Source organism: Cryobacterium sp. PH31-AA6, assembly GCF_030063195.1.
In the GTDB taxonomy this organism is placed as follows: domain Bacteria; phylum Actinomycetota; class Actinomycetes; order Actinomycetales; family Microbacteriaceae; genus Cryobacterium.
Genome location: NZ_JASISS010000022.1, coordinates 1 through 13,316 on the forward strand (window position 1 = coordinate 1; position 13,316 = coordinate 13,316).

13 protein-coding genes and 1 pseudogene are annotated in these 13,316 nt (G+C 68.1%); 7 read left to right on the forward strand and 7 right to left on the reverse strand.

All coding sequences use genetic code 11. The features are described 5' to 3' along the window. The first annotated feature begins 258 nt into the window (after positions 1-258). The gene (locus QMG61_RS17450) at positions 259-1,530 is read left to right on the forward strand and encodes an NYN domain-containing protein (protein WP_349358492.1); all 1,272 of its coding nucleotides are present in this window, start codon (positions 259-261) and stop codon (positions 1,528-1,530) included. Between the two features lie 451 nt (positions 1,531-1,981). On the opposite strand, the gene nagA is transcribed toward QMG61_RS17450, so the two are convergent. The 4 genes from nagA to QMG61_RS13505 form a co-directional block, all read right to left on the reverse strand. After that, the gene (gene nagA / locus QMG61_RS13490; protein WP_283494845.1) at positions 1,982-3,223 is read right to left on the reverse strand and encodes an N-acetylglucosamine-6-phosphate deacetylase; all 1,242 of its coding nucleotides are present in this window, start codon (positions 3,221-3,223) and stop codon (positions 1,982-1,984) included. Between the two features lie 123 nt (positions 3,224-3,346). Further along, on the reverse strand, positions 3,347-4,129 hold the full coding sequence (locus QMG61_RS13495; RefSeq protein WP_283494846.1) for a glucosamine-6-phosphate deaminase: 783 nt from the start codon (positions 4,127-4,129) through the stop codon (positions 3,347-3,349). Between the two features lie 172 nt (positions 4,130-4,301). Then, the gene (locus QMG61_RS13500) at positions 4,302-5,543 is read right to left on the reverse strand and encodes a PTS transporter subunit EIIC (protein WP_283494847.1); all 1,242 of its coding nucleotides are present in this window, start codon (positions 5,541-5,543) and stop codon (positions 4,302-4,304) included. A 41-nt stretch (positions 5,544-5,584) separates the two neighbouring features. Next, positions 5,585-6,334 (reverse strand): GntR family transcriptional regulator, encoded by a 750-nt coding sequence (locus QMG61_RS13505; protein WP_283494848.1) that lies wholly within the window; start codon positions 6,332-6,334, stop codon positions 5,585-5,587. A gap of 178 nt (positions 6,335-6,512) precedes the next feature. Between QMG61_RS13505 and QMG61_RS13510 the strand changes: the two are divergent. From QMG61_RS13510 to QMG61_RS13520, 3 genes and pseudogenes are all read left to right on the forward strand, one after another. Further along, a pseudogene (locus QMG61_RS13510) lies at positions 6,513-6,755 on the forward strand (PTS sugar transporter subunit IIB); the annotation flags it as partial. Next, entirely contained in the window at positions 6,752-7,228 is a 477-nt protein-coding gene (locus QMG61_RS13515) for a PTS sugar transporter subunit IIA (RefSeq protein WP_283494849.1), read from the forward strand. The pseudogene QMG61_RS13510 and the gene QMG61_RS13515, both read left to right, overlap by 4 nt. A 161-nt stretch (positions 7,229-7,389) precedes the next feature. Then, entirely contained in the window at positions 7,390-7,668 is a 279-nt protein-coding gene (locus QMG61_RS13520; RefSeq protein ID WP_283494850.1) for an HPr family phosphocarrier protein, read from the forward strand. A 29-nt stretch (positions 7,669-7,697) separates the two neighbouring features. On the opposite strand, the gene QMG61_RS13525 is transcribed toward QMG61_RS13520, so the two are convergent. Together QMG61_RS13525 and QMG61_RS13530 are read right to left on the reverse strand one after the other, a co-directional pair. Continuing rightward, on the reverse strand, positions 7,698-8,552 hold the full coding sequence (locus QMG61_RS13525) for a nuclease-related domain-containing protein (protein ID WP_283494851.1): 855 nt from the start codon (positions 8,550-8,552) through the stop codon (positions 7,698-7,700). Positions 8,553-8,619: 67 nt separating this feature from the next. Continuing rightward, on the reverse strand, positions 8,620-10,287 hold the full coding sequence (locus tag QMG61_RS13530; protein WP_283494852.1) for a tetratricopeptide repeat-containing diguanylate cyclase: 1,668 nt from the start codon (positions 10,285-10,287) through the stop codon (positions 8,620-8,622). 184 nt (positions 10,288-10,471) lie between these two features. Here QMG61_RS13530 and QMG61_RS13535 point away from each other — a divergent pair, with 184 nt between their 5' ends. Further along, complete coding sequence (locus tag QMG61_RS13535; RefSeq protein WP_283494853.1) at positions 10,472-10,798, forward strand: cupin domain-containing protein; 327 nt, start codon at positions 10,472-10,474, stop codon at positions 10,796-10,798. 194 nt (positions 10,799-10,992) lie between these two features. Further along, complete coding sequence (locus QMG61_RS13540; RefSeq protein ID WP_283494854.1) at positions 10,993-11,274, forward strand: glutaredoxin family protein; 282 nt, start codon at positions 10,993-10,995, stop codon at positions 11,272-11,274. On the opposite strand, the gene QMG61_RS13545 is transcribed toward QMG61_RS13540, so the two are convergent. Then, entirely contained in the window at positions 11,271-12,065 is a 795-nt protein-coding gene (locus tag QMG61_RS13545) for a TY-Chap2 family putative peptide chaperone (protein ID WP_283494855.1), read from the reverse strand. The genes QMG61_RS13540 and QMG61_RS13545 overlap by 4 nt on opposite strands. Before the next feature lie 173 nt (positions 12,066-12,238). Between QMG61_RS13545 and QMG61_RS13550 the strand changes: the two genes are divergently transcribed. Further along, positions 12,239-13,219: a ring-cleaving dioxygenase gene (locus QMG61_RS13550; RefSeq protein WP_283494856.1), complete on the forward strand. Its 981-nt coding sequence runs from the start codon at positions 12,239-12,241 to the stop codon at positions 13,217-13,219. The last annotated feature ends 97 nt before the right edge of the window (positions 13,220-13,316 follow it).

The window sequence follows — 13,316 nt, forward strand, 5'->3', positions numbered from 1 at the left end:
CCCCAAATCCAAGGTCTTGGAGGGGAATCGACTGGCCTGATTCTTAGCGCTCTTTTGGCAGGAAACCGGCCGCTAACTTGGCAGGATTCCAACGCTGAAACGGCCTACAAAGAGTTGATCACACACATGTAGCCGCGGGCATCCCCCAGGGGACGTGCGTTCCCGTACTGGGGCTTGCCTGCCCGCACTCGATCCGGGATGCTGGGCCCGGGGGATGTGCACGGCGCGCTTCTTTGTGAACCGAGGAGGAGCATCCGCATGTCGCAGGAGTTCGAACAGAGCGGGCAGACTCGGGAGCGGGTGGGCGTCTACTTCGACTTCGACAACATCGTGATCTCACGGTACAACCAGCTGCATGGCGAGGGCGCGTTCGCCAGGGACAAGGTTCGCAATTGGGTGACCTACAACCCCACGGCCGAACTGACTGCGCGCATCCATCACGCCATGGTCGACGTGGACGCCATTCTCGACTACGCGGCGACGCTCGGGCCGATCGTGGTCAGTCGCGCCTACGCCGATTGGTCGACGGCGGTCAACGCGCGCCACCAGCGGCAGCTCGTGGATCGCGCCGTCGACCTCGTTCAGCTCTTCCCGGTGGTGGCGGCGCTGAAGAACGGTGCGGACATCCGGCTCGCGATCGACGTGATGGAGGACCTCTTCAGACTCGACGATCTCACCCACATCGTCATTGTGGCCGGCGACTCCGACTACATTCCGCTGGCGCAACGCTGCCGGCGGCTCGGCCGACTCGTGGTCGGGATCGGCGTATCGGGATCGACCAGCAGTGCGCTCGCCTCGGCCTGCGACGTGTTCGCCGACTACGACTCGATTCCCGGGACAGTGCGGGGCACGCCGATCGCTCCCACGGCGGCGGGGTCGATCTCCGCCGTTGCGGGGGCCACTAAGGTCGCTGCGAAGACGGCCACGAAGACCGTTCCGAAGGCGGCTGCCGTCAAGACGGGCGCCGTGGCGAAGACGGTGATGAAAGCTCCCCCTGCGAGGGCCGTGACGAAAGCAGGGACGAAGGCGCCAGCTGCGAAGGCCGTGACGAAAGCAGGGACGAAGGCGCCAGCTGCGAAGACCACCTCCACGAAGCCCGCGGCCACGCCCGTGCCCGCGGGGGTCAAGGCTGCGGCGGTCAAGGCTGCGGGCACGATCGCGCCCACGGCCGCGCCCCCGGCGGCCAAGCCTGCGGGCACGACCAAGGCAAAAACGGCCGCGACCGCGCTGGTCCAGCCGACCATGAAAGGTTCCGGTCCGGTCACGACCGAGAAACCCGCTGCGAGCCCGAAGGCGCGGAAGGCCGCGACCGCGCTCCTCCTCCGCGCGATGGAGCACCTCGCACCGAACAACCTGGAATGGCAGCACGCATCCACTCTGAAGAGCACCATGCGGCAGCTGGACCCGACCTTCCAGGAAAACTCGCTCGGATTCAGCCAGTTCGGCGAATTTCTCAAGTCCCGACACCAGACGGTCGAGATCCAGGAGCGAACGGGCGCCGACCCCATTCTGCTCAAACTGCGTTCGTAGACCACCGCCCCCGCACCCGCACCTCACCCGCACCCGCACCCGCACCCGCACCTCACCCGCACCCGCACCCGCACCCGCACCCGCATATATGCAGGATGCCGCGGGGGCGCGAGGCGCCGGAGCGCCCCTACCTGCCGCTCATCCTGCATTCGGGCCTAGCGGCAGCGCGGATGCCCGGCTCGGGGGCGTCACCGAGCCGGCGCACGGCATCCGTCGTCACCGGGGCGGAACGGCTCAGTGTGGTGGCTAACTCCTGCAATTTGCCCGGAATCGGGCCAAAACAGGCCGAAAACGGGCATTCTGCGAGAAATTGCAGGAGTTAGCCACGGGGCGAGTGCGGAAACTGGCCGCTGGCCGAGACCGGATGCGGTGGGGAAGACCATAGATCAGCAAAGCAGCAGGACAGAGAAGCACTAGACCGCGGGACTGAGGCGGACGAGCGGGCGACCCGTCATGCCTCGCACCAGACGCCGGCCTGAAGGGTCGCGGTCACCTGGAGCCCGGCGTCGAGCACGATCAGGTCGGCGCGGTGGCCACGCGCGAGACGGCCGCGGTCGGCGAGGCCGATCATGTCGGCGGGATTCTGGGTGGCGGCACGCACCGCGACCTCGACCGGGATGCCCGCCGTGTGCACGGCGTAGCGCACGGCCTGGCTCAGGGTGAGCACGCTGCCGGCGATGGTGCCGTCGGCCAGGCGCGCCTGCCCGTCGGAGACGCTCACATCGAGGGCGCCGAGCTTGTACTCGCCCTCGTCCGCGCCGGCGGCGGCCATGGCATCCGTCACGAAGACGGGCCTGGAGGGGCTGCCGATGATGAGGCGCACCATGGCCGGGTGCAGGTGCACCCCGTCGGCGATCAGCTCGGCGAAGATCGAGGGGTCCTCGAGCAGGGCGAGCGCGGGGCCCGGCTCGCGGTGGTGGATCTGCCGCATCGCGTTGAACACGTGCGTTCCGGCCGTCGCCCCCGCCGCGATCGCCTGCCGGGTGGTCTCGTAGTCCGCGTCGGAATGCCCGACCGCGGCCACGGCCCGGTAGCCCACGATCTGCCGCACGGCGGCGAGGCCGCCCTCCAGCTCGGGCGCGATGGTGACCATTCGCACGGCGCCGCGGCCGGCGCGCATGAGCCGGTCGACGGTCTCGGTGTCCGGGTCGCGCAGGAGTGTCACGTCGTGCGCGCCGCGGTGCGCCGGGCTCAGCCAGGGCCCCTCGAGGTGGATGCCGGCCAGCGCTCCCTGCTCGACCAGCCCGGCCAGGGCCGACACCGTGCGCTCGAACTCGTCGAGCGGAACCGTGACCAGGCTGGCCATCATCGTGGTCGTGCCGTGCGCCAGGTGGGTCGCGGTGATCCGCGCCACGGCCGCGTCGGTGTCGGCGTCGTTGAAGCTGCTGCCGCCCCCGCCATGGGTGTGAATGTCGACGTAGCCCGCGGCCAGGGTGCTCTGCGGAAAGCTGTAGTCCGCTTTTCGGGGCGGCTCCCCCGCACCGCAGCCGACGATCCGTCCGTCACGGATGTCCACCCAACCCGGCGAATACACGGCGTCGGGCGCGATCACGGTGCCGCCGGAGATCAGCATCGGCAGGTTCAGCGCCGGAGCGCCCGGCCTCGGCGCGGCCGAGTCCTCGCCGAGCGCGATCGGCGCGGTGGCATGCTCGGCCGGGACCAGATCGGCCGGAGGGGAGGTGAGCGGGGTCATGACGGTTGCTCCAAGGATTCAGGTGCGGAATTCAGACAGATAGGGTGAGGCCCTCGACCCGGACGCGGATCCCGATCACGGGTTCCAGACACGGGGCTGGGGCGAGCGGAACTCCGGTGCGGCCTAGATTCCCGGCCAGGGCTTGTTCGCCCAGGCGTACCGGTAGTAGTCGAGGTTCTCGAGCTTCGAGGCGGCGGCCTCGTCGACGATCACGGTCACGTGCGGGTGCAGCTGGATGACCGAACCCGGCTTGCTCGAGGTGACCGGTCCCTCGACGGCGGCGGCGATGGCATCCGCCTTCTCGGCCCCGAAGGCCAGCAGGATGAGGTGCCGCGCCCGGAGGATGGTGCCGAGCCCCTGGGTCATGCAGTGGATGGGCACGTCGTCGATCGAGGGGAAGAAACGGGCGTTGTCGATGCGGGTCTTCTCGGTGAGGGTCTTGATGCGCGTGACGGAGGCGAAGGATGAGCCGGGTTCGTTGAACCCGACGTGCCCGGTGCGGCCGATGCCGAGGATCTGCACGTCGACACCGCCCGCGGCGAGGATGGCGGCCTCGTAGTCGAGCCCGGCGGTGCGAACGGTGGCCGGGTCGCCGCCCGGCACCCGGATGTTTGCGGGGTTGAGCCCGAGCGGCACGACGGCGTCGCGGGTGATCACCGAGCGGTAGCTCTCGGGATGGTCGGCCGGCAGGCCCACGTACTCGTCGAGGGCGAAACCGCGCACCCGGGAGACGTCGATCGGGTCGGCTTTCAGCGACGCGGCCAGGGCCGCGTAGACCGAGAGCGGCGTGGATCCGGTCGCGAGGCCGAGCACGGCATCCGGCTTGCGCAGGATCAGTGCACGAATGGATGCCGCCGCGAGCGTTCCCGCTGCGGCCTCACTGTCGACAAAAACTACTTCGGCCATCGTGTACTCCAGATTCGAATTTCGGGTGTTTCGGGCGGTGCGGGCGGTGCGGGTGGTGCCGGGCGGTGCGGGTAGTACCGGTGGTGCCGGGGGTCGCGAGTGGTTGCCCGCGACCCCGGCACCCGGTACCTGGTGGTGCCGAGCCGGACCGGTGCCGGTCCGGCCCGGTGCGCTAGACGGTCGTTCCCGTGGAATCCGCGCGCGCGGGGTCCTCGATCTCGTCGTCGCCGCGGCCGGGCGTCTTCAGGTTCCACTTGCGGATGACGAAGCGGAAGAGGAAGTAGTAGATCGCCCCGTAGGCCAGCCCGATCGGGATCAGCAGGAGCGGTTTCTCGGCGAGGCCGAAGTTCAGCACGTAGTCGAAGGCTCCGGCGCTGAAGCTGAAGCCGTCTCGGATACCGAGGGCGTTGACCAGGGCGAGCGAGGATCCGGTGAGCAGTGCGTGGATGATGAACAGCGGGAACGCGACGAACATGAAGGAGAATTCGAGCGGCTCGGTGACGCCGGTGAGCATGGCGGTGAGGGCGCCGGAGAGCATGATGCCACCGACGATCTTCTTCTGCGACGGCTTGGCCTCGTGCCAGATGGCCAGCGCGCCGGCCGGGAGAGCGAACATCATGATCGGGAAGAACCCGGTCATGAAGGAGCCCGCGGTGGGGTCGCCGGCGAAGAAGCGGCCGATGTCACCGGTCGCCCCGTTATAGTCGCCGATGACGAACCAGACCATGGAGTTGAGGATGTGGTGCAGGCCGACGGGGATGAGCAGTCGGTTGGTCGTGCCGTAGAGGAAGCCACCCCAGATGTTGTTGGAGGTGACCACCTCACCGAAACCGGTCAGCCCGTTCGCGAATGCGGGATAAACGAAGCTGAGCAGAACGCCCAGAACCAGCGCCACGATGGCGGTGACGATGGGAACGAACCGTCGCCCACCGAAGAAGGCGAGATAGCTGGGCAACGAGATGCGGTGGTACTTCTGCCAGAGCAGCGCGGAGACGATACCCATCAGGATGCCGCCGAGCACGCTGTAATTGACGAGATCCTGCGTTCCGCCCTTGGCCGGTAGCCCCAGGACCAGCGGCGACATTGCCTCGCCGACCTTGGAGAAGACGAGGTAGCCGACCACTGCGGCCAGGGCCGTCGAACCGTCGGCCTTCTTGGCGAAGCCGATCGCGACGCCGACCGCGAAGAGCAACGGGAGCGCCCCGAAGAGCGCGCCGCCGGCCGATGCGATGACGGCGCCGCCGGTCTCGAAGCCGGGGATCCCGCCGAGCAGGTCGGGCTGGCCGAGGCGCAGGAGCAGGCCTGCGGCGGGGAGTGCGGCGATCGGGAGCATAAGGCTGCGGCCGACTCGTTGAGCCTGGCCGAGGCCGGGAAACTTTCGTTTCGTGCCCGCGTCTGCGGTGATGCTGGACATTGATTTCCTCCTGGTGATGGGTTGGGGTTTGTGGGGGCCGGTTAGGGCTGGTGTTGCAGATTGAGGGTCATGTGCACCTGGTAGCGGTCGCCGCGGTACCACGAGGTGACGTACTCGACGGATGCCGAACCCGCCGACGAGGTGCGGCGGAACACCATCAAGGGCGCGCCCTCGGCGATGCCCAGGACCTCGGCGGCGCCGGCATCCGCGGTCTCGGCCCAGACGGTCTGTTCCGCATTGTCGATCCGCAGCCCGTATTCGGTGGCGAAGGTCGCGTAGAGCGAACGGGTCAGGTCCTTGCTCTCGAGGTCGGGAAGCAGCTCGGCCTTGTAGTAGCCGCGCTCGAACGCCATCGGGATGCCGCCGGCGAGCCGGAGGCGGTCGACCTCGTAGACCTGGGCATTCGCACCCAGGCCGAGTGCGGCCCGCACCTCGAGCAGGGCATCGACCAGGGTGAAGGAGCTCACGATCGTCGCCGGGATGAGTCCGCGCCGACGCATGTCCTCGGTGAAGGAGGCCAGGTGCAGGTCGCTCTGCACGCGCTCGCCGGCCACGAAAGTGCCCTTGCCCTGCACGCCGTAGAGGCGTCCCTCTTCGACCAGCTGGCGGATGGCCTCGCGCACGGTGGACCGGCTGACGCCGTACTGGGTCATCAGCTTCCGCTCGGCGGGGATCGCCGCGTGCGGAGCCAGGGTGTTCTCGATGCGCTCCAACAGGATCGCCCGCAGCTGCGCATGCTTGGACACCGGGCCAGCTTCGAGGGCCGGGCCCTCGTCTAGAAATTTCGTCATCTCGTCGCCTTCGCTCGTCGGTCGTTCTCCAGCATAGGACCACTTTCGGTTTGTGGTCCGTACTGGTACGATCCAATAGTTCGATGATGAAGCCGCGGCACCCTGCTTGTCAAGACCCCCAGCCGCCCGGGTTCTCGTTGGACACTAGAATCCGGACCAGCAGCACCCACCACAGGAGGAAAAGAAGATGAGCAACAAAGCGGAACAGATCCTGGCCGGCCTCGGCGGATCAGGCAACATTGTCGAGATCGAGGCCTGCATCACCCGGCTGCGCACCGAGGTCACCGACCCGGAGCTCGTGAACGAAGCGGCGCTCAAGGCGGCGGGCGCACATGGGGTGTTCCGTTCGGGCACGATCATCCAGGTCATCGTCGGCCCCGAGGCGGACAACCTCGCTGAAGACATCGAGGACATTCTGTGAGCTCGCCCTCGCCCGTGGTCGTCCTCGCCCCCGTTCCCGGTCGGGCCGTCGCCATCGAGCAGGTGCCGGACCCGACCTTCGCCCAGTCGATCGTCGGGCCGGGCGCGGCGATTGACCCGCCGCGCGGCGTCGTCGACGCAATCGCGCCGATCGGCGGCAAGCTACTCAAAGTATTCCCGCACGCGTATGTAATTCTCTCCCCCGACGGGCTCGGCGTGCTGGTGCATCTCGGCATCGATACCGTGCAGCTCAAGGGCGAAGGGTTCACGCTCCGCGCCACCCAGGGAGACACCGTCTCGGCGGGCGACGTGATCGTCAGCTACGACGTGGTCGCGGTCGAGGCGACCGGGCGCAACCCGATCGTGCCGGTGATCATCCTGGAGAAGACGGCCGAAAACATCACGCTGGCGGACGCCGTCGTCGCCGGGGCGCAGCTCGCGGCCGGCGACGACTTCCTCACCGTCAACGCCTGACCCGCCCGCGGAACAGGTCCGCTTGCACTGTGGCCCGCCAGCCGCCATCGTTGACCTACCGGCCGCTTCACCGCCACCCGACGATGATCGAACCACTCGAAACTATTCCATCGCACCCATCGACGGGAATGACTCTCGCCGAGCACGAACCAGGAGGAACCATGTCCGAACGCACTGCCACCATCGCGAGCCGAGTCGGCCTGCATGCCCGCCCCGCCTCGATCTTTGCGGCGGCCGTCGGCGCGCTGTCGGTCGAGGTCACGATCGGCCTCGAGAGCGACCCGGTCGAGGACGCGATGGATGCCTCGAGCATCCTGAGCCTGATGAGTCTGGGTGCCGCGAATGGCGACGTCGTCGTTCTCCGCGCCGAGGGAGAAGGGGCCGAGGAGGCCCTCGAATCCCTCGTCGTGATCCTCGAGACGGACCACGACGCCGAGTAGCCAGCTACCCCCGGGCTCTCGGGGCCGCGTCAGCCGCCGGTCGTCAGCCCGATCAAGACGTCCGTGAGCGATGGTGCGGCCAGGAGCAGGCCTCCGGCCAGGACCGCGATGCCCGCCAGTTTCCAGGCGGTGCGCCGCACCAGCGCTGCCCGCACCTCCGCGTCCAGGGCAGCGAAGAGCCGTGGCGCGTTCTCGGTCGGTGGGAAGAGCGGCGCCGGCCAGGTCGCCGGGTCGTCGATGATCTGTTGCAGCCGGGCGAGCTCGGCCGGACCGAGCCGGACCGGCCGGGTCAGGATCCAGCGTCGCAGGCCGGTCGCGGCCAGGACCGCCACGAGATCCGGCTTCTTCTTGATCGTGAGCGACTTCGGGTTGACCACCGCGACCACGGGGTGTGCGGCCGCGAGGTGCGGCATCCGTTGCCTGAGCAGTTTGGTCACCCGGTCGGCCTCGTACTCGGCGCTGCGGATATGCGACACCCTGTGCCCGGAGACCATCACGGTCTGCCCGGCAACCCAGACACCCTTCCCGGCGTGGTTCTTCGTATTGATCGTGAACACGCCGCCGGGGCCGATGAGGAGGTGGTCGATGTCGGCGCCCTTCTTGCCGATCGGCAGCGCGTGGAAGACCGTCCAGCCGGCGGGCAGCGTGGCGAGGACGCGCGCGACGGCGATCTCGCCCTTAGCCCCGAGGTACCAGCTCACGCTCTCGGCGCCGAGCGGGGAATAGCCGAAGACCCGGCCGAACCGGGTCCTTGCCGGGGTTTCGTCCTGGTGCCGCAGCAGCACCTCGATCACGGCCTGGCCGGCGGGCCGCGCGCTCATCGGTGTCTGCGGGGCTGGTTCCTGCTGGGCCGCTGCCTGCTGACCTGCTTCTTGCTGAATCATCATTGACTCCTGTCCCCAGTCGAAATCTGCGGATGCGGCGCGCGGCATCCGGTGCGGATGCCGCGACTCACCCGACGTCGACGGTCACCACCTGGTCGCGGCCGCGGCTCTTCGCGTCGTAGAGGGCGGTGTCGGCGCGTTCCAGCCAGTGAGCCACCCGCTCAGCGGGTTCGAGGGCGGCCAGGCCGGCACTCACCGTGCAGGTCAGACCGGCGGCCACGTCGCCCCAGGCGTAGTCGCGCACCGAGGTCAGCAACCGCTCGCAGGCCAGCGTGGCCTGATCGAGTTCGGTATTCCCGAAGACGAGGAGGAACTCTTCCCCGCCGACCCGCACGGCGAGGTCGGTCTCCCGCGTGACGGCACGGAGCATCTGGGCCATCGTGGTGAGAACCAGGTCGCCGGTGGCGTGCCCATACTCGTCGTTGACGAGCTTGAAATTGTCGAAGTCGATCATGGCGGCGCACAGCGGCTGGGACAGGTCGCGGGCACGGTCCATCAGCCGGGGCAGCTCCCGGTCGAGCGCTCGCCGGTTCGGCAGGAGAGTGAGCGGGTCGGTGTGTGCCTGATCGTCCAGTTCCTCCGCCCGAATCCGCTGAACCTCGGCCTCAAGCTGGGAGCGTTCGATCTCGTGGCGGGCCTGCTCGACCTCGAGGGTATTGATCAGCAGCTGGGACTGGAGTCCTGCCGTCTGTACCGTTCGCTGCAAGGTCAGCTTGTTCAGTTTTTCGCAATGGCCGAGGGCCTGCTCGAACCGACGCCGCTGCTTGTGCATCTCGTACAGAGCCTGGTGCAGCCTGATCTGCAGGGCCAGGTCCTCGTCGATGGACGGGCAGGCGAGCTGGGCATCCATCATCGCGGTGGCCTCCTCCAGGTTGCCTTCTGCGCGCACCACCTCGGCCAGTTGAGCGTCGACGTTCACCTCGAGATTACGAAAACCGTTCGCGTGCGCGAGGTCCTTGCAACGGTGGGCTTTCTCCCTGGCCTCATCGTGCTCGTTCAGCTCGATCAGAATGCTGACCAGGTTGGTCAGCGCGATCGTCTCGATGAAGTTGTTGCCCTGGGCGTTGGCCAATGCGACGGCCTCACGGAACAGCACCAGGCCCTCCTGCAGCGCCAGCGACGCGTCGAGTTCCGCCGCTCGCTGGGCGAGCGCGGTCTCGAGGCAGCTGTCGCCCAGGTTGTTGACGGCGACGAGCCGGGAGTCAGTGTCGTCCAGCGTCTCGGACAGGGCGAGCGCCTGTCGTCCGAGGTCGACCCCCCGCTCGGTGTCGCCCATTGCGCCGTGAACGGTCGACGCCCGGGTGAGGGCCCAGAACTCGGCCAGCCGGCTGCCGCACGCCCGCGCCGTCTCGAGTGCGGGAACCGCGTGACTGAGCGCCTGCTCGGTCAGGGACGTGTCGGTGTAGGCCAGGGCCAGGGTGCAATGCACCCTCGACTGCCGCAGGAGGTCACCGGTGGCCGTGTGAAATTCCAAGGCCTGCAGGCCATTCCGCACGGCGGCCTGGTAATCACCGAGTCGGAGACGGTGCAGCGCGAGCATCTCACGGGCGCGTGCCTGTTGGGAGGGAGTGACTCCGGGCGTCGCCAGAACTTGCTCGCCCGAGGCCGCACCCTCGAGGTGACGCCCGGCCGCGGAGAATCGTTCGCTCTCCTGGAGCAGGCCCTCGATCGTGGACGCGGTGAGAGCATCCTGCGGCGGGCCTCGCCGTTCGGAAACCGTGTGATTCGAGTTCATGGCTCAGTCCCCCCGACTGCTCTTGCCTCATTTTGAACCTACCAGCGTTGTCGCAGGTCCGGGGTCAAATTCAGGGCTGAAAACTCCCCCATTTGTGGAGTCAAGTCGGCGTTTTCGCGGGCACCCATCCGGGGCGCGAGCGGGGGCGGCGGCTCGGACAGGGGCACGGGGCTAACGTGAAGGCATGGATAACTCTCCGAACCCGATCACGTTCATTCCCGATGTGCGCGCCGACGCCGTCGTGGCCCCGGGCGGGCTCGGTCATTCCACCGTGTTCAACTCCCCGGGGGCGCGGGTGGTCGTGCTCACCTTTGCCGCGGGACACGTGCTCAAGGAACACCGCGCACCGAAGACCCTGCTCATGCAGGCCCTCGACGGATGCCTGCGGGTCACCGCCGGCGGACAGGTCACCGAACTCGTCCCCGGCGCGCTGCTCTGCCTCGACGTTTCACTCGTGCACGAGGTCGAGGCGCTCGAGGAGTCCCGGCTCATGCTGACCCTGATCGGCTAGCGCGGGCATCCGTCGCGCGGCGGGTTCGGTGGCGCACCGTCGCGGCCCGCGTTTCGGAAGCGGGCGCGCGCTAGAACGCGGGCCCGCTTCCCTAGCGCGGGCCGGGAGGCCGCGCGACCCAGGCGAGCGCCCCACCCGGGCGACAACACGCGGCACCCAGACAACGGCCAGCCAGGCACACCTAGGCTGGCCGGATGACCGACGTCGCCACTCCCGCAGCCCCTGAATCACGCATCACGATGTTCGGCGCGCAGTGGTGCGGCGACTGCCGCCGCTCGAAGAAGCTGCTCGATGTGCTGAACATCGACTACGACTACGTCGACCTCGAGAGCGTTGACGATGGCGCCGACCGCGCCCACGCGATCAGCGGCCGCACGCAGATCCCCGTCATCGCCTTCCCCGACGGCACGCACGTCGTCGAGCCCAGCGATTCGACCCTGCACGCGAAGCTCACCGCGCTCGGCCGGATCGGCTAGGGCAGGTACGCTCCCAGCACCTGCACGGTCGTGATCGACAGGGTGCGCTGGGTTCGCTCGTAGACCGGCATCAGCTCGGTCGACCCGCGAACGGTGTGGATCACGCCCGCCGCGTCGAAGATCGCGACCGGGTCCAGGTCGCGCAGCAGCACCCAGAACGGCTGGAAGAAGAACACGCTGCGAATGCCGGCGTCGAACTCCTCGAGGGTCATCTCCACGTAGCGCGCGCGAGCGTCGATGGTCGACGGGAAGCCGCGAAAGTAGTCACAGCCCGGTCGCGCCGGGTCTTCCCGGTGCAGCATCGGCGCCGGCACGGCATACCAGCCCTGCCGGTCGTTGGTGGCCGTTGCCAGCGCGCTGGCGATCACACGGTAGGTCAGGGCACGCTTCGTCGTGACCGGCATGGTCCTGGGGATTCCGAGACCGGTCGCCACCTCGATCCGCCGCACGCTGTCGTGCGGGCTCAAGGCGGCCATCATCTCGATCCAACTGATCTTGTTCACGATCCCGTTGACCAGGAACTTGCAGCCGTCCACCAGATCCCACTGGATGCTCATCGCGTTCTGTTCGTCGTGGACGATCAGCAGGCGGGTTCCCTCGTCGACCTCCACCCCGGAGATGCGCAGGTGCGGATGCCGGCGCACCAGCTCGCTGGCGATCCACCACATCTGCGCGGTCAGGAAACGGTCGGCCGGCGGATTGTAGACCTCGTAGCCCTCGGCACGCCCGGCAGCCGCGTCGCCGTGCTGTCCGGAGCTCTCGCCGGAGTCGTTCGACGCTGCATCAGTCATCTCACCAACCTCCTGCCTGATCAGCGACGGATTCCCATCCTGCTCCGATTCGGTCGGGAGCGAAATGCCCAATTCGGGTGAGAGCCGGCCGGGGCCGGCCGCAGATCCGTGGGAATGAATTGGCAGACTCATGCGTTTGCATGGAAGTCAACGTCACCACCAGAAAGGGACCCATGCACACCTCAGGACTGCACCACGTCACCGCCATCGCCGGTGCGCCGCAGCGCAATATCGATTTCTACGTACAGGGTCTCGGCCTTCGCCTGGTCAAGAAGACCGTCAACTTCGACGACCCGGGCACGTACCACCTGTACTACGGCGACGACGCCGGCCGGCCCGGTTCACTGCTCACCTTCTTCCCGTGGACCGGAATCTCCAGCGGGCGACCCGGTTCTGGCCAGTCCACCTCGACCGCATTCTCGGTTCCGGCCGGCAGCCTCGGCTGGTGGGCCGATCACTTCCGGGCCCTCGGCGTTGATTCGACGCTGGTCGCAAGATCCTCGGACGAGGAGCGTCTGTCGCTGCGCGACCCCGACGGCCTGCAGCTCGACCTCGTGGCGTCGTCGACGTTGGATCCGCGCAACCCGTGGGATTCGGCATCCGTGCCCGCCGAGTACGCGGTGCGCGGCCAGCACTCCTCCGTGCTCACCGTGGCCGACCCGACCGGCACGGTCGAGGTGCTCACCCGTGACCTCGGGATGCGCGTGCTCTCCGAAACCGGGGACCGCATCCGGGTGGGTGCCGGCGACGGCGCCGCGGGAAACATCGTGGACATCATCGCCGACCCGAAGGGCCAGGTGGGGCTGACCGCCGGCGGATCCGTGCACCACATCGCGTTCCGGGTGCCGGACAAGACCACCCAGGAGAAGTGGCGGGCGGAGCTCGTCGATCGCGGCTACGGCGTCACGGCCATCCTCGATCGGCAGTACTTCACGTCGATCTACTTCCGCGAACCGGGCGGGGTGCTCTTCGAGATCGCCACGGACACCCCCGGTTTCGACATCGACGAGCCGCTGCTCGAACTCGGTCGCTCGCTGAAGCTCCCGCCGTGGCTCGAGCCCAGCCGTGAGCAGATCGAGCACGCCGTCGCGCCGATCACCCTGCCCGCCGAGAACAACCCGGCACTCGTGACGAGCACCCGCCCGGCCGAGTAAGGGCGACGCAGACCGCCGGATGCCGCGGCCCCGCAGCAGACCGCGGCCCCGACAACGACAACGACATAGCAATGCGACGAACGCGCACCATGCAGGG

Excerpts from the sequence above, each read along its gene's own strand:
- QMG61_RS17450 (WP_349358492.1), top strand. The coding sequence starts at position 259 with ATGTCGCAGGAGTTCGAACAGAGCGGGCAGACTCGGGAGCGGGTGGGC.
- nagA (WP_283494845.1), bottom strand. The coding sequence starts at position 3,223 with ATGACCCCGCTCACCTCCCCTCCGGCCGATCTGGTCCCGGCCGAGCAT.
- QMG61_RS13495 (WP_283494846.1), bottom strand. The coding sequence starts at position 4,129 with ATGGCCGAAGTAGTTTTTGTCGACAGTGAGGCCGCAGCGGGAACGCTC.
- QMG61_RS13500 (WP_283494847.1), bottom strand. The coding sequence starts at position 5,543 with ATGTCCAGCATCACCGCAGACGCGGGCACGAAACGAAAGTTTCCCGGC.
- QMG61_RS13505 (WP_283494848.1), bottom strand. The coding sequence starts at position 6,334 with ATGACGAAATTTCTAGACGAGGGCCCGGCCCTCGAAGCTGGCCCGGTG.
- QMG61_RS13520 (WP_283494850.1), top strand. The coding sequence starts at position 7,390 with ATGTCCGAACGCACTGCCACCATCGCGAGCCGAGTCGGCCTGCATGCC.
- QMG61_RS13525 (WP_283494851.1), bottom strand. The coding sequence starts at position 8,552 with ATGATTCAGCAAGAAGCAGGTCAGCAGGCAGCGGCCCAGCAGGAACCA.
- QMG61_RS13530 (WP_283494852.1), bottom strand. The coding sequence starts at position 10,287 with ATGAACTCGAATCACACGGTTTCCGAACGGCGAGGCCCGCCGCAGGAT.
- QMG61_RS13535 (WP_283494853.1), top strand. The coding sequence starts at position 10,472 with ATGGATAACTCTCCGAACCCGATCACGTTCATTCCCGATGTGCGCGCC.
- QMG61_RS13540 (WP_283494854.1), top strand. The coding sequence starts at position 10,993 with ATGACCGACGTCGCCACTCCCGCAGCCCCTGAATCACGCATCACGATG.
- QMG61_RS13545 (WP_283494855.1), bottom strand. The coding sequence starts at position 12,065 with ATGACTGATGCAGCGTCGAACGACTCCGGCGAGAGCTCCGGACAGCAC.
- QMG61_RS13550 (WP_283494856.1), top strand. The coding sequence starts at position 12,239 with ATGCACACCTCAGGACTGCACCACGTCACCGCCATCGCCGGTGCGCCG.